We start from the raw sequence: 21088 nt of genomic DNA on the forward strand, positions 1-21088 counted from the left end.
CCTTTTTAATTGTTTTCACTTAATATAAATATCTTTTGTTTTTTATCTAACTGGTATTTTATAGGAGAAGAAGCCTCAATTAACTCAAGGACTTCCTCTATATTTGTTTTACGCTGTACTTTACCCGAAAATGTATAAGTGTTAATCACACTATCTTTAATTTCAATTTTCACATCGTACCAGCGTTCCAGACTAGTAAGTACATTTTGTATAGGCTCATTATCAAATATGAGAATCCCTTCCTTCCAAGATATGATTTCAGCAGTGGAAACTTGCTCTATATTTATTTTATCCTCTGCCTTATTAAAGATGGCTTTCTGATCTGGAGAAAGAGCTATACCAGGCAGGTTTTTAGTGTTTTGAAGTAGTTCTACTTTTCCACTTACTAAGGTAGTTTCAATAGTTTGATCCGATTTATACGACTTAATATTAAAGCTGGTTCCTAATACTTTAACCTGTAAATTGCTCTCAGTATTTACAATAAAAGGTCTGGCCGTGTCCCGTTCAATTTCAAAAAAGGCTTCCCCTTCCAGATAAACGTTACGATCTGAGTCGTTAAAGTCTGAGGCTATTTCTATAATGCTACCTGAATTTAATAAAACCTTACTTCCATCGGGCAGAATGTATTCCTCCATAATACTGGGTTTAGCTTCATACACAGCCAGGGGTCTAGATGATAATTCTCTGTCCGTTAAATACCAACCACCACCGGCTAAAAGAGCGATAAAGATTACCGATGCAATCTTAAGGATTAAGCTCCGATTGATTCCTTGCTTTTTTCTTAAAAGGAATCGATCAAATTCTTTATCTATATCCACGTTTTGATCAATCTGAAACTTACTTACATACTCAGCTTTTACTCTATTATAATACCTACGGTTCTCAGGTGAGGCCTTCACCCAATCTATTACTGATTCCTGAAAACTTCTGTCTCCTGAACCTTTTATAAATTGTATTAAATCTTCTTTTCTCATAATTCTTATATAGATATGACGATACAGAACAAGGTTACCCCTATTCAGTTTTTGTTTTTTTAGTATTTTTTTTGATAGATTATTAGAAAAGCCCCATATACTCTTGCAGTTCTCTTCGAAATAAGCGCAAAGCTTTAGCGATTTGATGTTCTACAGTTTTGATGGAAATATTCATTTCGCTGGAAATCTCCTTATATTTTAAGCCTTCAAAACGACTTTTAATAAAGATCTGCTTACAACGAGGAGGAAGTTCATTCAGAATTTGATTCACTTTTTCTTCTAATTCTGATTCGATGAGAAGAAGATCTGGGTGATCCTGTAAGGATGTTTGATTAAGGGAAGCTCTTTCTCTTTGAATTACATCATGGTAATTGGCTTTTACCTTCTGATGCTTAAAATAATCCAAACATTCATTTTTTGTCATTCTGAATAAGTAAGCATTCAGATTGGAATCTATATTTAGTGAGGCCCTTTTTTTCCAGAATTTGAAAAATACATTTTGGGTAATCTCTTTTGCTTCATCCTCATCTTCCAGGTAACTTTTAGCAAAATAGAACAGCCTGTCGAAATAGAGACGGAACAAAGTCTCATAGGCAGTATTCTCGCCCTTTTTAAGACGATTGATAAAAAAAGAGTTATTTACTATACCGTGAGCCAATAGTGGAATATTTTAAACAAAACACCTTAGTATTTCGTAAATATAAAATTATTTAACCAAGAATATGATTTTAGTAGAAGATTTTAGAGTTTTGATTAAGTGTAAACTTCTGAAAATATTTGCAATATGCAGAAATAAAACGAAAAAGCGACTACAATAAATTTCATCGGGGCAAGCCCACAATGCATTTTATTAGAACACGTTTTCAAACTTTATAGCATTTATTAAAGAGGCGAGCCTCGAGGTATTTACCCTCCTAAAATAAAAAGGCTCCACATCTCTATGCAGCCTTGCCTTTCCTAATAGAGGGAATTGAACTATCTTAATCCAACCTCTGTTTTTTTTACACCCCTGTAAATTTGCAAAGGCTCCATTCCGGGAAAAGCGCTTCTCTATAAAGTTCTTGGACACCATCGAAGAAATTGCGACTTCCATTACACTAAACAGATAAAAAATCGGATCGCTCCATTACAGATCAAAATTTTTCGATGAAATAAGCCAGATTGGAATTCAGATCATAGTTTTTTTCCCAACAAAGTGGTGGTGTTTCCTGATCCATATTCGAAATCATCCTTTCGCCCCTTTCCTTTTTAAGATTCAAATAACAACATCCTTTCCTGGACAGCAACATAAAGCTGATTCGGCTTTGCCTACTTTTTAAATAGGTATTATCAAGCTAGGATATTAAAATAAATGCATCGAAAAAGGTTATGTGACGGCGCTTGAAGAGGTAAATGAAAGAATCAAAAAACAATTATATTTCTCTAGGTTCTCTTTATTTTACCTCTTTTTTCTACTTAAAAAGCAAATGTTTTAGATCAAAAAAATTGGTATAAATTTATCTACTAATCCTAGTACCATTACTATGAATTTTTCTCTTAAATTATAAGTGAACGGAAGTTCGAATTCAAATCGGGAAAAATATCCGCTGAGATGTTTCTTCTGCTAAAGGATACTACTTTTATATACTCCAGAATTTCTTCTTAAGACCGGCCGGATTCAAACTTAATTTACATATATTAATATTGGAAAGAGTTTCGTGGATTTAAAAATTCAAGGTATCTTATAAGTATGCTTAATTTCGAACTAATTTTGGATAAATTGACCTCAATTTTATAAAAAACAAAAATTATTGGCTTAGGCGGTAAAAATCATAATAACAGTGATTAACGGCTGTAACACCTTGCTTCAAAAATTGAAATGCATTAGCATAACATTCTAGAAGCTCTCATCCAACCTTTTATTTGAAATCAAAAAAATATTCTACCAAGATAATTTAAGCAGCACTACCTATAATTAATCCAAAATCTAAAACTTAAGAATTATCCTCTATTCCTGCATCGGGTGCATTCTTTTTCACTGAAGTAATTCCATTTTCCATAGCATTTAGGGTAGTGTAAACTTCGCTTGTGCCGATAACCTGACCGTTGGTTGACTTCAGATTGAATCTATGACCAGCAGCCGTTTCTTTACGTTCAAAAAGTTCATCAGATTGAGAATTTTTCCGAACAGACTCTATCCCATTCATACAAGAAGGCTTTGCTTTGTAGCCTTCACTGCTTAATATCACTTGACCATTTCTGGCCTTTAGGTTAAAACGGAATTCTCCTGCTTTATCTTTTTTAATCTCAAATTTACCCATAGTAATAATTGGTTTTTAATGTTCTTTTTAAAGATATGAAAATTGTGTCAAATAAAAAGCTTTAACAATGCCTTCTCTATTAGCCAAAATTTCACATAGCAACTAATACTGATAGAATTAGTAATTACAAATACATCAAAAGAACACGGTCAAATTTAAACCAGTTCAATCTACTCTATATAGGTAATTAGAAAAATTCTTTGCATTTCCAATGTCTGGCTAATTTCTCTCCACCCGGCACAATTCACCCCACTTCAAAATGATTTGAAATCATCACACAATCACATAAAACATTACATATCAGTAATATATATTCATTCTTAGTAAGTATCTTAAATACAGGTATAGAATTTGGATTTAGCACAATACGATTTCCTTAAGAGTTATTATGCAATTAAAAATATATAAAATTCTGGGGCTATGCATACTCTTTGCTCTGGCCTCATCTTTATACTTGCACAAGAATTTCTATTATTCGATTTGGCTAGATAATCAGATTACTATTTTATTCCTACTTCTTATCTTCGTCTTTTTCATAGTTTTAATTACGAAACTTAGAAGATTATAGAAGTAGTTAAAGGCTACTTTTTTATTCTACCCTGAATTTTAGTCTAAAGTTTTATCACTACCTCCATTAACAAATAAGACCTGACCGCTGGTCCAGTTTGAAATAGGAGCTGTAAAATACAACACCGCTCCCGCAAAGTCTTCTGGTTCACCCAATCTCTTAATTTTGGTTTCAGGTCTTAGAAAGTCTTACCTTGCTTAACTACTAATTTTATATATTCAGTCATAAATTTCTTAACAATTTAAAAAGAACATTAACTGTTTTAATACCTTTATTCGCACGAATCTGAACCCTTTTGAGTATTACCGGGAAAGTGGGTTAAAATTAATCTAAAGCGCTTTTAGCTATCTGGTTTAAGAGTTAGTTTTAGGCTATGATTGAGAAAAAAATATTTAACGATACCGAAACCGCATTTAGATTAAAAACAGATTTAGAACTTAATAGAGCGCTGCTTCTCTTTAATGTAATGGGAATTCCTTCATTAATTAAACCTGGAATTTTATTGACCAAATTCTCTTTAAAGGCAAGACTTCCTATACAACCATTAATAAAAAGTACCATTTTTGACCAGTTTTGTGCTGGCACCAGCAAAGATGATTGCAAACCGGTAATTAAAGAAATGCACCAGGTAAACCTCTCCAGCATTCTTGACTATTCTGTGGAAGGTAAAAAGACAGAAGAAGAATTTGATGCCGCCTTCCGGGTAAAAAAAGACCTCATCAAATTTGCACAGGAAGAAACCGAAATACCTTTCGCGATTTTTAAACCTACCGCCCTGGGAAGTTTCGAAATTTGGCATAAGCTTAGTTCGCATATTAACCTTAACGAGGAAGAAAAAGTAGAATGGCAGAAAACAAAAGCCCGGGTGGAAGACCTTTGTGAAGAGGCTTACAAGCTAAATGTACGTTTATATGCTGATGCCGAAGAAAGTTGGATGCAGGATGCCGCTGATGATCTTATGGAAGAGATGATGGAAAAGTACAATAAAGATAAAGCTCTTATTTTTAATACTTTTCAATGCTACCGCTGGGATCGGCTGGATTACCTTAAAGCATTGCATAAAAAAGCAAATGAAAAAGGTTTTAAAATTGGTGCCAAGATTGTACGAGGTGCTTATATGGAGAAGGAAAATAAACGTGCAAAAAAATACGGGAAGAAATCTCCCATTTGCGAAAACAAAAAAGCTACCGATCTTAACTTTAATAATGTGATGACGTATTGTTTAGACAATATTGATGATATAGCTGTTTTTATTGGAACACATAATGAAATGAGTAACTATTTGGCTTTACAGGCTATGGAAGACCAGGGAATAGCCAAAGATGATCCCAGGGTATGGTTTAGCCAGCTTTATGGTATGAGTGACCAAATTAGCTATAATCTGGCAAGCAAGGATTATAATACGGCCAAGTTAGTACCTTTTGGCCCCGTTAAAGAAGTAGTTCCTTATTTATTGCGAAGGGCCGAAGAAAATTCTTCTGTTGAAGGGCAAACAAACCGCGAACTTAATTTACTGCAGGGCGAAAAGAAAAGAAGAAAACTGGTTTTAGAAACTAATTAAGCATTCATTATCTAAAAAAAATTGAAACAAAAAACCCCGAAATCCTAAGATTTACGGGGTTTTTGTTTTTAAGACGATAATTGGGAAAAATCCTGAAAAGATATTCCACTTATCAATTCCTTTCTTTCAAATTAAAAAAAGCGATTAATCAACTTTAATATCTGGAATCTCTTTCATTTTTCCGTTCTCAGATTTTCCTAAAACAATTACCTCCTTGCTCTCCTTGTACTCCTCTATAGCAAGCAGCAGTTGTTCTTTGGTATCTCTTCTAATCTTGATACCGCTTCGTTGGTTCTTATTCCGGACTTCAATATAATATCCATCTCTCAAATCTTTAGCTTTTGTGGAAGGTCTGCCCATAGTCAATTTTTAAATATAAAATAGTAAATATTTTCGTTCTGTTACCAAAAACCGGTAAGATAATTAATTTTTACTACATGGTTAAGCTTAGAAGTTTGAAAACGAAGCTAACATCTAAAAAAACTTCATTTTTTCATCAAATTTGAAAGATTCTACCAACTTCAAGACTTTTAAAATCTCGATTTTCGAAAAACTTTAGTTTTAATATGATTTCAATCATTAACCTTCCTTTATTATAGCTGTTACTTTGTTACCGAATTAAAATTGAAATAAAACCCGAAAAAATTTCTAAATTGAAGAATCACACTTTTGGTAATAAAAAATTGAAAAATGATTTTTATAGATAACGAAGGAATTAATGATCCCACGATAAACCTGGCATTAGAGGAATATGCGTTGCGTAATTTTAATCCTGAAAATGATTACTTATTATTTTATATAAATGAACCTTCTATTATAATTGGTCGAAACCAAAATACTCTGGAAGAAATTAATTTTGATTATGTAGAAGAAAACGATCTTCACGTGGTGAGAAGAGTTTCTGGCGGAGGTGCCGTATATCACGATTTTGGCAATTTAAACTTCAGTTTTATCACAAATCACGATGTAAAAAGCTTAAATAACTTTGCGAAATTTACCGCGCCGGTAATAAAAATTCTTAGAAAAATGGGAATTCCAGCCGAATTAAAAGGCCGGAATGATGTGTTGGCAAACGATAAGAAAATTTCAGGAAATGCACAGTTTTCTACGGGAAAAAGAATGTTACATCACGGCACTCTACTGCTGGATAGTGATCTGGAAGAAGTTGTAAAAGCCCTGAATGTAAAAATGACAAAAATTCAATCTAAAGGACACAAATCCAGCCGTAGCCGGGTAGCAAACATTAGTGAATTCCTCTCAGAAAAAATAGAAATTGAAGAGTTTAGGGCGTTAATTCTTAAAGGGTTATATAACGAAAGTGAAGATTTTGAAACCTATCATCTCTCTGCCGAAGAATGGAAAGCAGTTTACGCCCTAAAAGATGAAAAATATGGAACCTGGGAATGGAACTATGGTAAGTCTCCTAAATTCAATATTCAGCGCAGTAAACGTTTTCCTGTAGGCGAAATTGATCTTAGGATTTTTGTAGAAAAAGGGGAAATAATAAATTTTAAAATCTATGGAGATTTCTTCGGAAAAGAACCTGTAACACAGCTGGAGAATCTTTTGCTGGGCGCGCGGTATGACCGGCAGGAAATCAATAAATTACTGGAACCGGTAATAATTGAAGATTACTTTGGCGCCCTACCCAAAGCAGATTTTTTAGAACTGGTATATGGCAACGATGAAATTGAAGCCTCATAAATAATCCTAAACCACATCGGAAGATTTTAAGCTCGATTAATCAAATAAATTGAAGAAAATAATTTTAAAAAATAATAAAATGAAGAAAGCATCCCTAACCGAAAATCTGGAATATAGCGAGAAATCGCCGGCGGTAAAAGTATTATTCGAAACTGAAGTCAGTAAAGAAATAAGAATCGCCTTTAAATCAGGACAGGGCCTTAAAGAACATAAAACTCCATTTCCCATCGTGGTAGAAATATATGAAGGAACTATTGATTTTGGAGTAAATGGAGAAAAACATGACTTAGAAAAAGGAGATTTAGTTGCTCTGGATGGCAATGTACCCCACGATCTAAAAGCCAGGGAAAACAGTATTGTAAGACTTAGCCTTACAAAAGCAGATACTACCCAACGGGTTGAGGATGTGGCAAAAAATTCCTGATTTTTGAAAAAATAAGCTGCTCCAAAGCATTTCAATGTGCATAATAGAGTGAAACAATTAATACAGGGATTTCATTAAAATTCTTTGTATTAATTGTTCATTTTAAATTACCTGCGATGCCATCTTTTAGAAAACCACCAGATTGCAGCGTGAATAAAGGCCGTCATTCCGCAAATAAGCAGAATATTCCTCATTACCATAAAGCTTATATTTCCTCTAAAAGAATCTCCCAGAGACCATAATTCAAGTTCTGTCCCCTTATTTACATAAATGCCTAAAATGATAAAAGCGCTAATAGCAATAAGATAATCTATTATAAAAAGTATATGATTAGCATATTTCCATCTAAAATAAATAGCAGGGCCGGTGATTAAAAGCCATCCACACCATATACTAATTTGAAAATTCTGAATCGCTTGTTTTGAAGTTTCCGCAGTAGGACTTGCTGAGAACACCTGTTCCAGTTTGAATAAGAAAAAAGCCATTATACAAAATCCAAAAAAGGCAAACCCCCAGTTAATTACTTTTATAAAGGTCATAAATTCAATTCTCAAATATTAAAGAAAAAAAATCAGGCCTTACGGCTGCAAAAAACCAGAAAAAGGCCTGATAAAAAATTTGAATAATTAGGGTGTAAGTACAACCTTTACACATTTATCTTCTTTCTTCTTAAATAGGTCATAGGCCTTTGGTGCCTCGTCCAGCTTCATTCTATGAGTAATTATAAAACTTGGGTCAATAAGTCCTTCATCTACTTTATCCAGCAAAGGTTTTAAATAACGCTGAACATGAGTTTGTCCCATTTTAAAAGTCAGCGCTTTATTCATTGCAGCCCCAAACGGAATCTCGTTAACCATACCAATATAAACCCCCGGAATAGAAACCGTCCCCGCTTTTTTACAACTCATCATAATTTGTTGTAGTACATAAGGTCTGGACATTGGTAATTGAAGAACTTCCTTGGTTTTATCTACAGCCTTTCCGAAAAGCGTATCTCCGTGAGCTTCTGCTCCTACTGCATCAATACAGGAATCGGGGCCTTTGCCATTGGTCATTTCCATAAGTTTTTCATAAACATCATCCCTATCGGTTGTTCTAATAAGCTCTACCCTGGAATGTTTTTTTGCCATATCAAGTCTTTCTTTTACTGAATCTATGGCGATTACCCTTTCGGCTCCCAACATAAATGCACTTTGAATCGCAAACTGTCCAACAGGACCACAGCCCCAAATAGCCACGGTATCTCCTCTTTTAATATCAGCATTTTCAGCTGCCATATAGCCTGTAGGGAAAATATCTGATAGAAAAAGTGACTGGTCATCGCTTAAAGTTGAAGGAACTTTTATAGGGCCAACATCAGCATAAGGAACTCTTACATATTCTGCCTGTCCACCATCGAAACCGCCGAGCATATGGGAATATCCAAAAATTCCTGAAATGGAATGTCCTAAATTCGCTTTGGCTTTTTCGGGGTTAGGATTGGAATTATCACATAAACTGTAAAGGGTATCGTCACAATACTCACAATTTCCACAGGCAATGGTAAAAGGAACCACTACCCTGTCTCCAACTTTAAACTTTTTTACTTCCCGGCCGGCTTCCACTACTTCGCCCATAAATTCGTGACCTAAAATATCTCCTTTTTCCATGGTAGGGACCATTCCATCTACAATATGAAGATCTGACCCACAAATTGCAGTAGAAGTTATTTTAAGAATAACATCTGTAGGTTCTTTGATTTTAGGATCGGGAACAGTGTCTATTCTAACGTCGTTTCTTCCGTGCCAAACTAATGCTTTCATAATTTTTCTGTTTTTGGTGGTTATTATATACTTTCTATTAATTTAAAATTATAGGGATATTATTTTTTACTCGTGATCACTTATTCTCGGCAGTGCATCCATTGCTGGACCTTCAATTACTTCGCCCGATGGTGTAAACCTGCTCCCATGACAGGGGCAATCCCAGGATTTTTCTAAATCGTTCCAATGAATTACACATCCCAAATGCGTGCAACTTGCCGATACTATTTCGTACCGGTTATTTACGTCCCGGGAAACTCCAAACTTCTTACCTTCAATCTCCACTACTCTACCTTCTCCCGCGCCTAGTTTTTCTATTTCTTCAGTAGAACTTCCCAGGATATGATCTTTGAAAAATTCTTTCGCAACATTCAGGTTTTCCTTGATAAAAGATTTTGACGATTTTACCGGATTAACCCGCAACGGATTAAATAATTCTTTATACTCATTTTCCTTTCCGGTAATTAAATCGGTAATGATTTTTCCGGCAAGGCTTCCATAGATCAATCCGTCTGTAGAAAAACCGGTGGCTATAAATTCATCTTTATGCGTACCTTTTCTCCCGATAGATGGTAAAAGGTCTGCAGGTTTATAATTTTGACCACCCCAAAAATGTGTGAGTTTCTCTACCGGAAATTTTCCATGTAAATACTTTACCAGGGAATCCATTAATTCGGAATTATTATCAGACTGGCCTACTTTATAAGATTTTCCAACCGCCATCACGTAAGACTTTCCATTCCGTTTATAAGAACGGAAAGAGTATTTTTCTTTGCCTTTATATTCCCAGAAAATTCCCTGCGGATAATTCTCTGTTTTCAAACTTGCGGCTACGGCATATTCGCGGTAAGGCCCTAAAGTAGTATCAAACTTTATATCAATGCCTTTAGAACTATGCGCGGCATGTACCAAGTATTTACTTGAAACATCGCCTTTCGCAGTATTTAAATTGTAATGACCATGCTCCAACTTTTCAACTTCCTCTACTTTTGAATCCTGAAAAATCTGGCACTCTTTTGAGTTAATCTTATGGGCCAGTTGGTTTACATATAAAAAAGGATTAAACTGTGCCTGATTGGGATATTTAAGGATTTTAGTGGCTTCAAAAGAAAATTTCTCAGGAGAAACGTCTTCAAGAGAAACTCCCAGTTTGGACGAAACCGAAATTTCTTTCTCAATTTTATTGGCATTATCCGTAGAGAAAAGATACATGGGTTGCCGTTTGAAATCACAGTCTAGCGCTTCCTCGTGAATAATTTTTTCTATAATTTCTATAGCTGAAGTTCGGGCTTTTAATACCTTTTTAATAGTCGTTTCATCATATTTAGAATCTAGCGAAGAAAGTAATTCGGCTACTGTATGATAAAGGTTTCCCGTACTATGCCCGGTGGTGCCCATTCCAATCTTTCCTGCATCGAGAACCGCAACTTTTAAACCAGCTTTTTTGAGAAAATAAGCCGTAGATATCCCGGTAATTCCCCCTCCAATTATACTTACATCTACTTGAAGATTATCTTTTAGAACCGGAAATTCATGCGCTGTTTCAAAAGAATTCCAGATGGTATTTGAAATCATAGTTTATATGTTTTAAAATTAAATTCCAGGCAGGTAATCAGTTTTCAGAAATTGAATTACCACACTGTAAACACCTTGTAAATAGGGATTAAGCAAGGCTACATTATAAAATTAGAAAGGAGATGGAATAATTTATACTAATTTCTGGCAAAACCTTTGTTAATAATGCACGGGAAAGAAATAGGTCTTAAAACAAGCTTCAGTACCAGTAATATCTACGCTGAAGTAATTTTTTTCTTCCGAATAAATGTTAAACGAAAACCAGATTTCTAAATTTTCTTATTAATTTTTTCCTATTGAAGAAAATGCTGGAAGGATGATTATTTCTGAAGATTACGTTCTGCATCGTAAATTTCCAGACAAAAAGACTTTAGTATTTATCTAATATAAGCAACAGACTTACTATTTGAAACTATAGGGAAATTACGAACTGGGATGGTTAAATTTTGGGACGGAAAACGAATCTACAATAAGAAGAAGGGCTAATTGAATTTCAAGTTTTTGATCCAAACTTTAGTAAAAAAATTAAGTAGAAATTTATTTTGTATTACTGTTTTTATCCTCTTCATCAGTTTCAGGTTTTGATGAAAACTCCGGGTTAAATTCTTCTTTTTTGGCTTTTATGTTATCAGTCTTAGAATCACGATTAGCGTGTCTTTTTCTCCAAAAAAATATAAGAAAAAAGAGTACAATAAAAAACAGAATATACCAGATAGAAATCATAATCTCTTGTGTTTGATTACTATAAAAGTATCAATAGAAATATGCATTGCGATGAAATCTCTAATAAACTTTAGTTAATCTTTCTAAAGAAATATTAAAATACTCCGCACTATAAGGGGTGAAAATTTAATGATTCTCAGTCCTAAACACAGCCCTTGAAGTTTGCAGTTATTTGCTTCTTACTTCCGCTTACTTCTAAATTACTTTCCCGGCAAGATATCTTTGTACGGCATAAATATCTATGCTTTTATTAAAGCGTTTACATACGCTTGGTACATTTTCACTGGAAATCCAGATTTTTAATTCGGCGTCTAAATCAAAGGTGCCTGCAGTTTCAAGAGAAAACCTGGAAATGTGCCTATAGGGTAGCGATAAATATTCTTGTTTTTTCCCGGTTAGCCCCTGGATATCTATTAAAATAAGTCGTTTGTTTGTAAACATAAATATATCCCGTAACAAGGAAAAACCCAATTCAATTTCTTCGGTTTCAGTTAATAATCGGCCATATTTTTTATCTAATTCTTCTTTAGAAATACTGGCCGCATTGCCCATTAATTTGTTCAATAAACTCATGACTTTTTCTTATAAATTTAAGTACTACTAACTTAGTAATTCTTTTTAATCAATTATAATTTGATATTTATTCAATAATCCGCTTACCTGATCAAGGCTGAATTTAGCCCCTTTTAATTTATTATTTTCCGGATCTATAATATAATTCTGCGCACTGCTGAAGTCGGCTTTGGTAAGATTTGTATTCTGAAATACAGCCCCGAAAAGATCAGAATTCAGGAACTTTGAATGCGATAAATAGGCCGATGAAAAATCTACTTCCATAAGTTTTGAATGCTGAAAAAGAGTTTTATTCAGCTTCATTCCAAAAAAGGAAGAGTGGTTTAGAATACACTGATTAACCGAAATAGAGAAGGCAAAAGGTTCACAATTATTAAACAATAAGCCCATCATTTTACAGGCTTTAAAATTGCAATTTTGGAATGAGGTATGATCAAGATTTACGTTACTCAGGTCGCATTCTTCAAATTCACAATCTATAAAAAGAATTCCTTTTAAATTTCCGGTAGAAAAATTACAGTTAGTAAATTGGCAGGATTCATAACTATTAGCGAAGCTATAATTTAGCAGATTTTTATTGTTAAAAACCTGCTCTTCAATTTGGTTTTCCATAGGTTAAAAATACATCTTTTAATTTTTTTGAAGCTGTACTTTTAAAATTTAAGTATCTTAAAATATAAGTCGGCATTGAGCTATAGCTCACCTCATGGAAATTCTGTACAATTTTAAGCTTTTAATTTCTATAATTTTCACCGCTTCTTTTTATCCCAATACACATAGAGGATAAAAAGCACTAAACTTACCAAAGAGCCCCACAACAAACCACTTTTTAATTGCTGAGTGCTATCTCCTATTAAGGCGATAAAAATTGTAAGTGGCGTAATTCCCAACAAGGTGGCACCAATAAATTTCCAGTAACCTATTTTTAAAATTCCGCCTACAAAACTAATTGCATCATTGCTTAGAAACGGATTGATCCTGGTGACAATCACCGCCCAAAACCCATAATCGTCTAAAAAGTCACTTATCTTATTTTCAGTCTTTGGCCCCAACAGTTTTTGAACGATTACCGGCCCAAAATAGCGACCTATAAAATAGCCTACCGAAGAAGCGCAAAAAATGGCCGTAAAAACTATTAAGCTTCCCCATACGGGCCCATAAGCTAAAATTGAAACGATCATTAAAGCTACCGATGGAATTACTAAAAGAAACATTTGGGCTATCATAGCTATAATAAGCACCAAAGGACCTATCCATCCAAAATTGGAAACCCAGGCTTTTATTCTTTGGTTATCGTTACTGGTTAAAACCTCCCAGGCTTCATTAAAAAATTGATGCATACCAGGGATAAAAAAGTAACCGCCAACAAGAACTAGAATTACGATTAATGAAAATATTAAGGGGGCTTTACTTTTCTTTACGTTCGTATTCTCTTCCGTTTCCTTCATACAATCTATTTGAATATTACTTCAAGGATATTTGCTTTTCCGCCTTTTCCTTCGTTAGAGATAAATAACCTACCGTTTTCACTAAAAGTAAGTCCTTCGGCCTGCTCAAAATCATCTTCATGTAAAGCGTAACGCTTTTTTAGTTTCATATCACTATTCGCAATAACCAACTGGGGAGCCCGACCATCCAGAATGTAAAAATCTTTATTTTTGGGATGTATGGAAAGTGCAGAAGGTTGGAGCTTTTTATTGAGTTTTGTTTCTCTTTCCCTTAATAAGCTGTCTTGCATATTTAAACGATAAAGCGGATTTCTCTCCAATTCTTTATTGGTTAAAGAGAATTGATAAACTCCTTTATAGTTATCGTCTTTTAGTTCTCTATCTTTTATGGCCAGCAGCAAACGTTTATTATTTTTGTCCCAGGCTAAGCTTTCCAGGTTTTGTTTTTCGGTTAAAAAATTACTGTAGGTTTTTGTTTTTGAATTACCCGATAAAAAATCGCTGACTTCAAAAATTTCACCATCGCTTCTCAAAACATAGGCAGTTTTACCTACAATACGAATATCTTCGTAATCACCCGCGCCCGCGAATTCTATACTTTTCTCTACTTTTGAAGTTTCAAGATTAAAAATAAAAATGATGCCATCTTCATCCTGAATGCAAGCCAACTTATTATCACCTACCCAGTCTATTCCCGAAACCTCATCAAGCTCTTTAGGCAGCTGCCATTCATTAATTATCTCGTAAGCTACAGGTTGATCCTGCAGGGTATCTTTGGTTATAAATTCATTATATCCAAAGAGTATTAAGCCGGCAAGGCTTAATACTCCCACTACAATTAGCGTTGCTATTTTATTCACCATTTTCATTTCTTTAATAATTACCAGGTGGTAACTTCCGTATTCACCGCTCCCGTTTCTTCAAAAATAATCTTAGTATCGGTTGGCTCTTCATCAAACTCTACCTGGTAATAAGTGTTTTCAGAAATTTTAAGCAACTCTACCTCATCTACTTTGGTTTTATCATAATCGGTAGTGATTGTAGTTTTTATTGCTTCAGGAAGTTCCTCGTACACAATGTCGTATTTATACTTCAAAAGACTTCCTTCAGTATTTAGAATTGCTTCATGATCTACATTATCAATATCAAATTCGGCTTCATAGATATCGGCTTTCTTCTCCCATTCTACACCTTTTGCATCAGGAAATTGTTCGGTAAACCCATTTAATACTACTGAAGGGATCTCAGAATTTCGCATATCATCATCTTCGCAAGCGGTAAATCCCATGGCGATAGCCAGGATTAAAAAAATTGACTTTTTCATCTTTATAATTTTTAATTTTAAACAAAGTTGAACTACAATACTGGAAGAAATCTGGAATTATTGAGGTGCAGGATTTTATTTAGGAAATAAATACCAGTTTAGCGCGGAAATCTTAGTTGAAAAGTGTGTTTTTGTTCGTAGTAATAGGTTAACTGAAACTCATACTTTTTAGCAATGGTTTGGGCAATGGCCAATCCTATTCCCGTGGAAGTTTTGGAAGAAGAATCTTTTTGAAAGCGTGAAAATACTTTTTCTGGATCTAAAGCACCGTTATTGGCAGTATTACGTATAATAAAGTTTTTTGCAGAAATTTCTATTTCAATCTCACTATTTCTTTGGCCGTGAATAATAGCATTTTTCAACAAATTTGAAAGCAAAATTCTCGCCAGGCCTTTATTCATTTTATATTTTAATGAAGTCGTACTTTTTAAATTAATCTTCATTTCTTTATGACCGGCAAGGTCTTCAAAATCACTTTTTAAGTCGGTAATTACCGCATTGAAATCTACTATTTCTTCCTCCGGAAATTGCTGATTTTCAATTTTAGAAAGCAAAAGCAAAGACTTGTTCATTCGGGTTAAACCCTCTAAGTTATTTAAAACTGAAGCTATTAACTCAATTTGCTCCTCGTTTAATTCTTCCTTTTCTACTAGCAACTCCAGTTTATTGATGCTAATAGCCAAAGGAGTTTGTAATTCGTGTGCGGCATTTTCTATAAATTGTTTCTGGCTGTTATAACTGGAAATAGATTTTCCCAGCATTTGCTCTACGCGTGTATTTAGCAGGTTAAATTCATCAATATTTGAAGGAACAGTTTCAATTTTTTGATCTTTCCCAAGCCTGAAGTCTTTGAGCTGTTGCAACAAAGTATAAAACGGGTTCCAAATTTTCTTCAGGATTAAATTATTGAGTAAAACTATACTCAAAATCAAGCCTACATAAAGAAGAATAAGGGAAAACAGTAAATCTTCAATAAGGTCGTCTTCCTCGACCATAGAAGTTATAATTTTCAGCTTATAAAATTCGTCATCTTTTTTAAAAACGGTTTCCAGCAGCCTTACCGGTTCATATTCATCTTCGTTTTGCATATACATAAGCGTATCACGATAAAAATCTTTAAAACTTATCGCGCTATTTTTATCTATAGGCCGTATGGTATAATTGCCATCTTTAAATTGTGAACGTTGAAGTAACTCAGCATCTTGTTTTGCCCGTTTAATCACCAGCATTTTTTGATTATCCAGGCCATCGTCCAGGCTGTCATAAATTTCATCCAGCATTTCCAGGTAGAAAATTACCGCCCATATCCCCAACAGAACCAGCAGTATTGCCGAAAAATAACTGGTGGTATAATTTAATAATTTCATTGGGTAATTAATTTATAGCCAATTCCATAAACCGCTTTAATTTCTATATCGGCACCGGCGGTTTTTAGTTTTTTCCGAAGATTTTTAATCTGGGAATATATAAATTCAAAACTATCGGCCTGGTCTATATGATCGCCCCAAACGTGTTCTGCCAAAGCCGATTTATTTACCAGCCTGTTTTGGTTTGATGTAAAGAATAATAGAATTTCGTATTCTTTTCGGTTTAAATTTAAGGGATTATCATCTATACTTGCTTCGTGCTCGTCCAGGTCTATACTAAGGTTGCCAATCTTTATTTTATTATTCCCGTTAAACTGGCGTCTTCTTAATACAGCTTTTACGCGGGCATTTAACTCTGCCATATGAAAAGGCTTGGCGAGATAATCGTCGGCACCGAGGTTTAGACCTTCAAGCCTGTCGTCTAAAGAATTCCTGGCAGAAACAATAATTACCCCGTCTTCTATATTCTTTCGCTTCAATTCTTCCAAAAGCTGAAAGCCACTACCGTCTTTTAAATTAATATCCAGCAAAATACAATCGTAGGTATAAACCCCAATTTTATTACGAGCCTCGGCGATACTTTCTGCTGTTTCTACCACAAAATTCTCTTTTAATAGAAAATCTTTCATGTTCTGCAACATATCCTGTTCGTCTTCTACAATTAGAATTTTCATGGCTATATTTTTAAAACTTCAGTTAGTTTGTCTTCGCACCTATAAAGATTATAAATGGAAATCTATCTGAAGCCTGTACATTAGATTATTCCATTCTGGATCTGGGCTATCTCTAAAACTTAAATCGGTTTGTATTTTTAATTTATGCTTAGCTAAATATTTAGAAAGTCCCAAAGTATACTGTTTTTCGTTAGGAAACAGGGAGCCTATAATATCTTCTTTCACCTGGGTGAACCTACCTACAACTTCTATATTATTATCAAATAAATATCCACCTTGCAGGTTAATGGAATTCCCCACATTTACAACGGCACCGGTGCGCGTTCCATCTTCTTCTATCGCTATAGGATTCTCGGCATCCCGGTGAGCAAATTCACCTAAAACTGATATTCCTTTATATTTAAACATAAAGTCTGCAAAGAAGGTAGAAATATCGGTCGAATGTAAACCGTTTTCGGTAAACATATATGCCCCCATATTAGAGCGGGTTTTTACCGCATCGTTATTATGATCATAAGTAACGCCCATTGCTAATTTAGGCGTTTCATACCTTTCTAAAGAAGCCTCTCTATAATCCTGAAATTCTCCAAAAGGTAAAGCTTCCAGGCGTCCCGTATATTGAAAACCGCCAAGATTGCCGGTCACTACATTTCTTCCTTCCCCCTGTGAAAAAGCAAAAATTTCTTTTACTACAAATTGGTTCCCCAAATAGATTTTATGGTGTAATTGTACCCCAATATCCCTGTCTATATTAAACCTGCTATTTAATAAAGACCTGTCTACAAACTGCAGGTCTCCAGAAGATACTACACGTTCCCTGTTGCCCGGCAATTTAGCTTGGCCGGCCCATAACACAAAATTCTCATAGAAATTCCACTTTAAAACCGCATCAAGTATGTACCGGGGCGTATTATTTGTAAATTCTGAACCTCCCGAAATATCCCGGTTAGATAGCCCTAACTCAATTTTATATTTTAATTTGGGAGAATAAGCAAAACCATCAAATTTTAATCTGGCACGCCTAATTAGAATATTAGAGCTTTCTGATTCAAATCCTTCAAATTCAGAGTCGCGCCATTCATTCACAAATAGAGATTGAAATCTTGCTCCAAACCTTAGGCTGAAAGAACTATCTCTTGCCACCGTATTTATTATCCCATTCCCAAAACTGTTTTCGGTAATATCCTGGGCTTGCGCATTACTAAAGAATAAAATTGAGCTTAGAATAAGTAAATGTTGAATCTTCATGGAATATGTTTATCTGCTTGAAACCTTATAATTTGCAAGAATAATATATAAGTTTCAAATCTGACACTTTTTTTACAATTCTCCCAAAAAATACAAATATGAATCTCAAAACTGGAAAAAAATGGGAAGGTATACCAAACTTTAAAATAGAAAATTTGGCAGAATTTTAGGATTTATAACTGTCAAATTCCAAATTCTTTCCAGATTTGAAGGCTTACTTCGCATCGAATAAAGAAACAAATATTATGAAAAGAGTAATTTTATCAGGAATTTTCGCATTGTGTACAATGGGAATTTTTGCACAAACAAATACAAATAATTTACCCTCTACAGCCCAGGAATATATTCAACAGAATTTTTCTTCTGCTGATGTAAAAGAGGTTAAAGAAAATAGTAAATGGAAAATTTGGGAAGATGAAAAATTTGAAGTAGTTCTTTCTAACGGCCTTGAACTGGATTTTGACGAAAATGGAAATATTTCTGAAATTGAAAGCCAAACCGATGTAGTAATACCTACTTCTGCCCTGCCATCTAAAATGGCTTCTTATTTGCAAGAAAATTATGCTGATGCACAGGTAATTGGATGGGAAAAACAGAAAAAAGAGCAGGAAATAGAACTGGCTGACGGTACCGAACTTGAATTTGATGGCGAAGGTAACTTTAGAAAAGTAGACTAAGTTATTCGAGTTTTTTAATAGATTATTAATGTAAAAGCGCCCATTGGTTATAGACCTATGGGCGCTTTTTTTTAGAATATTTTTCCGTAAATTCTTTTAAAATCCTCACGCCTTAATCAGGAAACTCTCACAACAACAGCTCACCCTTCACTTAATATTCTAAATATGATGCGGGTCATATTTTAGCAGTTTTCAACTTCTTTCCTTTACAAATTGCAATCTTAACTCCTTATTTTAAATAGGATCGGCCAGGCTTAATTTAGCCTACGCCGCAAATAATTATTAGAATATGACCAAAACAAACCAAATGCACAGTTTTCATATCCCGGTAATGGGAACAGCTTTTACAATTGACAGTCCGCTACGGGTCGCTAAATATGGAATATCTTCGGTAATTTCAATTATAGACGACGAGCTTATTGAAAAAATGAACGCCTTTTACAGCAAGAAATTTAATTTGCCTTATAAAGAAATTCCGAAGAAAAATCCCGATTCCCGCGCAGCACGTATTACCTCTTATTTAGACCTGGTAAACAATATCGTTCAGGATAAGTTTGAGAGTTTTAAAAAGGAATTGACAGAAAGCAAAACAGCTTTAGAAAATTACCTTTCCATATTGCCTAATCATTCTGAAATCAAGCAAGGTTTTCAAAATTTGCTGGATAACGGCGCCGATGCGAAAGAAAAATTGAGTACATATATTGAAAACCATCTTAGCCCCGGCAGTATAGATGTAAATATTATGGCGAAAATTGATAAGGATAATTTCGCTAAAAACGAGCAGTTGCCGGTAGAATTCAATGATGCCCATGCTGCGCTACGCGGATTTGCCAATTCGAAACTTTCCTCTTCTATTGTACTTTCGGCAGGATTAAACCCCAGGCTTTATAGCTATTTTGAAAATTTCAAAGATTTCTTTCCTGATGCAAGTGGCAAGCTTAAAAAGAAAATTATCCTGAAAGTAAGCGATTTTAGATCGGCTTCAATCCAGGGAAATTACCTGGCCAAAAAAGGTTTATGGGTTTCAGAATATAGAATTGAATCGGGCTTAAACTGCGGCGGCCACGCCTTTGCTACCGATGGTCACCTGTTGGGGCCAATTCTGGAAGAATTTAATCAGAAAAAGGATGAACTTGTTCAATCGGCTCATCAATTAATGAGCAAAGCTTTAGAGCAGAAAGAAATTCCGGTTCCTCAGAAACCTCTTGACCTTAAAATAACAGTTCAGGGCGGGGTTGGTACGGCTGAAGAACATAACTTCTTGCTGGAGCATTACAAGGTATCTTCTGTAGGTTGGGGAACGCCATTCTTACTGGTACCTGAAGCTACATCAGTTGATATTGAAACGCGTAAATTACTGGTAAAAGCAAAAGAAAAAGATCTTTATCTAAGTCATATTTCACCTTTGGGCATACCATTCAACACCGTGAGGGGAACCACCAATGAACAACTAAAAGAAAAACGAATTGCTGAAAATAAAAGCGGTAGTTCCTGCCCTAAAAAATTTCTGGCCCTAAGTAAAGAATACGATGAGAAAGGAATTTGTTCTGCTTCTAAAAAATTTCAGGATATAAAGCTTAAAGAACTGGAAGATAAGAAAGATAATTTCTCCCAGGAGGTATTAGAAAAAAAGAAGAACAAAATTACCGAAAAAGCCTGTTTATGTGTTGGGTTGGGAAATGCCTCTTTTCTTGAAAACGATATTAGAATAAAAGGCCAGGCACAGGGCGTTGCCATTTGTCCCGGGCCAAATATGGCGTATTTCTCAAAAGTTGTATCGCTCTCAAAAATGATACAACATATCTACGGAAAAATTTCTGTGATGGAGATGCCTAACCGGCCTAATATGTTTGTAAAAGAATTAAAAATTTACCTGGACTATTTCAAGAATGAAATTGAAGAATTTATGGATGAACCTTCTACGAAACAGAAGAAAAAATTAGAAAAATTCAAGCTTAACCTTTTAGACGGAATCTCCTATTATCAGGAATTATTTACGAATAAAACCAATCTTTTTCAACAAAGTAAAAATCAACTGCTGGGGGAATTGGAAGAACTAAAAGATTCTCTAACCGGAATAAATTTAGAACCGAAAGTTTCAAGAGCGATTTCAACTTAGATTCTAAAATAAATTTAGAAAGACGAC

The 21088-nt window shown here is 34.6% G+C and carries 21 protein-coding genes; 5 read left to right on the forward strand and 16 right to left on the reverse strand.

The features are described 5' to 3' along the window. Positions 1 to 5 precede the first annotated feature (5 nt). The 3 genes from AO058_RS17315 to AO058_RS17330 form a co-directional block, all read right to left on the reverse strand. On the reverse strand, positions 6 to 974 hold the full coding sequence (locus tag AO058_RS17315; RefSeq protein WP_075327676.1) for a FecR family protein: 969 nt from the start codon (positions 972 to 974) through the stop codon (positions 6 to 8). Between the two features lie 82 nt (positions 975 to 1056). After that, positions 1057 to 1632, reverse strand: coding sequence for an RNA polymerase sigma-70 factor (locus AO058_RS17320; RefSeq protein WP_177195719.1), 576 nt, complete (start codon positions 1630 to 1632; stop codon positions 1057 to 1059). A gap of 1315 nt (positions 1633 to 2947) precedes the next feature. After that, positions 2948 to 3274 carry a YegP family protein gene (locus tag AO058_RS17330; RefSeq protein WP_075327678.1) on the reverse strand — a complete coding sequence of 109 codons (327 nt, stop codon included), beginning with the start codon at positions 3272 to 3274 and terminating at the stop codon, positions 2948 to 2950. Positions 3275 to 4215: 941 nt separating this feature from the next. On the opposite strand from AO058_RS17330, the gene AO058_RS17335 reads away from it, so the two are divergent. Continuing rightward, positions 4216 to 5403: a proline dehydrogenase family protein gene (locus AO058_RS17335; protein ID WP_075327679.1), complete on the forward strand. Its 1188-nt coding sequence runs from the start codon at positions 4216 to 4218 to the stop codon at positions 5401 to 5403. A 144-nt stretch (positions 5404 to 5547) separates the two neighbouring features. Here AO058_RS17335 and AO058_RS17340 read toward each other — a convergent pair whose 3' ends face one another. Further along, positions 5548 to 5763: a hypothetical protein gene (locus tag AO058_RS17340; RefSeq protein WP_075327680.1), complete on the reverse strand. Its 216-nt coding sequence runs from the start codon at positions 5761 to 5763 to the stop codon at positions 5548 to 5550. Between the two features lie 330 nt (positions 5764 to 6093). Here AO058_RS17340 and AO058_RS17345 point away from each other — a divergent pair, with 330 nt between their 5' ends. Continuing rightward, on the forward strand, positions 6094 to 7107 hold the full coding sequence (locus AO058_RS17345; RefSeq protein WP_075327681.1) for a lipoate--protein ligase: 1014 nt from the start codon (positions 6094 to 6096) through the stop codon (positions 7105 to 7107). Positions 7108 to 7186: 79 nt separating this feature from the next. Next, complete coding sequence (locus tag AO058_RS17350) at positions 7187 to 7531, forward strand: cupin domain-containing protein (protein ID WP_075328020.1); 345 nt, start codon at positions 7187 to 7189, stop codon at positions 7529 to 7531. 107 nt (positions 7532 to 7638) lie between these two features. On the opposite strand, the gene AO058_RS17355 is transcribed toward AO058_RS17350, so the two are convergent. From AO058_RS17355 to AO058_RS17410, 12 genes are all read right to left on the reverse strand, one after another. Continuing rightward, positions 7639 to 7986 carry a hypothetical protein gene (locus tag AO058_RS17355; protein WP_156858157.1) on the reverse strand — a complete coding sequence of 116 codons (348 nt, stop codon included), beginning with the start codon at positions 7984 to 7986 and terminating at the stop codon, positions 7639 to 7641. Between the two features lie 171 nt (positions 7987 to 8157). Next, positions 8158 to 9333 carry a zinc-dependent alcohol dehydrogenase gene (locus AO058_RS17360; protein WP_075327683.1) on the reverse strand — a complete coding sequence of 392 codons (1176 nt, stop codon included), beginning with the start codon at positions 9331 to 9333 and terminating at the stop codon, positions 8158 to 8160. A gap of 66 nt (positions 9334 to 9399) precedes the next feature. Continuing rightward, positions 9400 to 10908: an FAD-dependent oxidoreductase gene (locus AO058_RS17365; RefSeq protein ID WP_075327684.1), complete on the reverse strand. Its 1509-nt coding sequence runs from the start codon at positions 10906 to 10908 to the stop codon at positions 9400 to 9402. Positions 10909 to 11445: 537 nt separating this feature from the next. Further along, entirely contained in the window at positions 11446 to 11631 is a 186-nt protein-coding gene (locus tag AO058_RS17370; RefSeq protein ID WP_075327685.1) for a hypothetical protein, read from the reverse strand. 195 nt (positions 11632 to 11826) lie between these two features. Next, a complete protein-coding gene (locus AO058_RS17375; RefSeq protein WP_075327686.1) occupies positions 11827 to 12204 on the reverse strand; it encodes a PH domain-containing protein in 378 nt (125 codons plus the stop codon). 45 nt (positions 12205 to 12249) lie between these two features. Beyond that, complete coding sequence (locus AO058_RS17380; protein WP_075327687.1) at positions 12250 to 12816, reverse strand: pentapeptide repeat-containing protein; 567 nt, start codon at positions 12814 to 12816, stop codon at positions 12250 to 12252. A gap of 137 nt (positions 12817 to 12953) precedes the next feature. After that, a complete protein-coding gene (locus AO058_RS17385) occupies positions 12954 to 13652 on the reverse strand; it encodes a TVP38/TMEM64 family protein (RefSeq protein ID WP_075327688.1) in 699 nt (232 codons plus the stop codon). A gap of 5 nt (positions 13653 to 13657) precedes the next feature. Beyond that, positions 13658 to 14515 (reverse strand): SdiA-regulated domain-containing protein, encoded by an 858-nt coding sequence (locus tag AO058_RS17390; RefSeq protein ID WP_075328021.1) that lies wholly within the window; start codon positions 14513 to 14515, stop codon positions 13658 to 13660. A gap of 17 nt (positions 14516 to 14532) precedes the next feature. Further along, positions 14533 to 14976, reverse strand: coding sequence for a PepSY-like domain-containing protein (locus AO058_RS17395; protein WP_083634208.1), 444 nt, complete (start codon positions 14974 to 14976; stop codon positions 14533 to 14535). Between the two features lie 98 nt (positions 14977 to 15074). Further along, the gene (locus AO058_RS17400; protein ID WP_075327689.1) at positions 15075 to 16343 is read right to left on the reverse strand and encodes a sensor histidine kinase; all 1269 of its coding nucleotides are present in this window, start codon (positions 16341 to 16343) and stop codon (positions 15075 to 15077) included. Next, positions 16340 to 17017: a response regulator transcription factor gene (locus AO058_RS17405; RefSeq protein WP_075327690.1), complete on the reverse strand. Its 678-nt coding sequence runs from the start codon at positions 17015 to 17017 to the stop codon at positions 16340 to 16342. Before AO058_RS17405 ends, AO058_RS17400 begins: the two co-directional genes overlap by 4 nt. Positions 17018 to 17065: 48 nt before the next feature. Then, complete coding sequence (locus AO058_RS17410) at positions 17066 to 18265, reverse strand: porin (RefSeq protein ID WP_075327691.1); 1200 nt, start codon at positions 18263 to 18265, stop codon at positions 17066 to 17068. A gap of 245 nt (positions 18266 to 18510) precedes the next feature. On the opposite strand from AO058_RS17410, the gene AO058_RS17415 reads away from it, so the two are divergent. Together AO058_RS17415 and AO058_RS17420 are read left to right on the forward strand one after the other, a co-directional pair. Continuing rightward, complete coding sequence (locus tag AO058_RS17415) at positions 18511 to 18942, forward strand: PepSY-like domain-containing protein (protein ID WP_083634209.1); 432 nt, start codon at positions 18511 to 18513, stop codon at positions 18940 to 18942. 289 nt (positions 18943 to 19231) lie between these two features. Beyond that, positions 19232 to 21061: a hypothetical protein gene (locus AO058_RS17420; protein WP_075327693.1), complete on the forward strand. Its 1830-nt coding sequence runs from the start codon at positions 19232 to 19234 to the stop codon at positions 21059 to 21061. Positions 21062 to 21088: the final 27 nt, after the last annotated feature.

This window comes from Salegentibacter sp. T436, assembly GCF_001932675.1.
In the GTDB taxonomy this organism is placed as follows: Bacteria; Bacteroidota; Bacteroidia; order Flavobacteriales; family Flavobacteriaceae; genus Salegentibacter; species Salegentibacter agarivorans.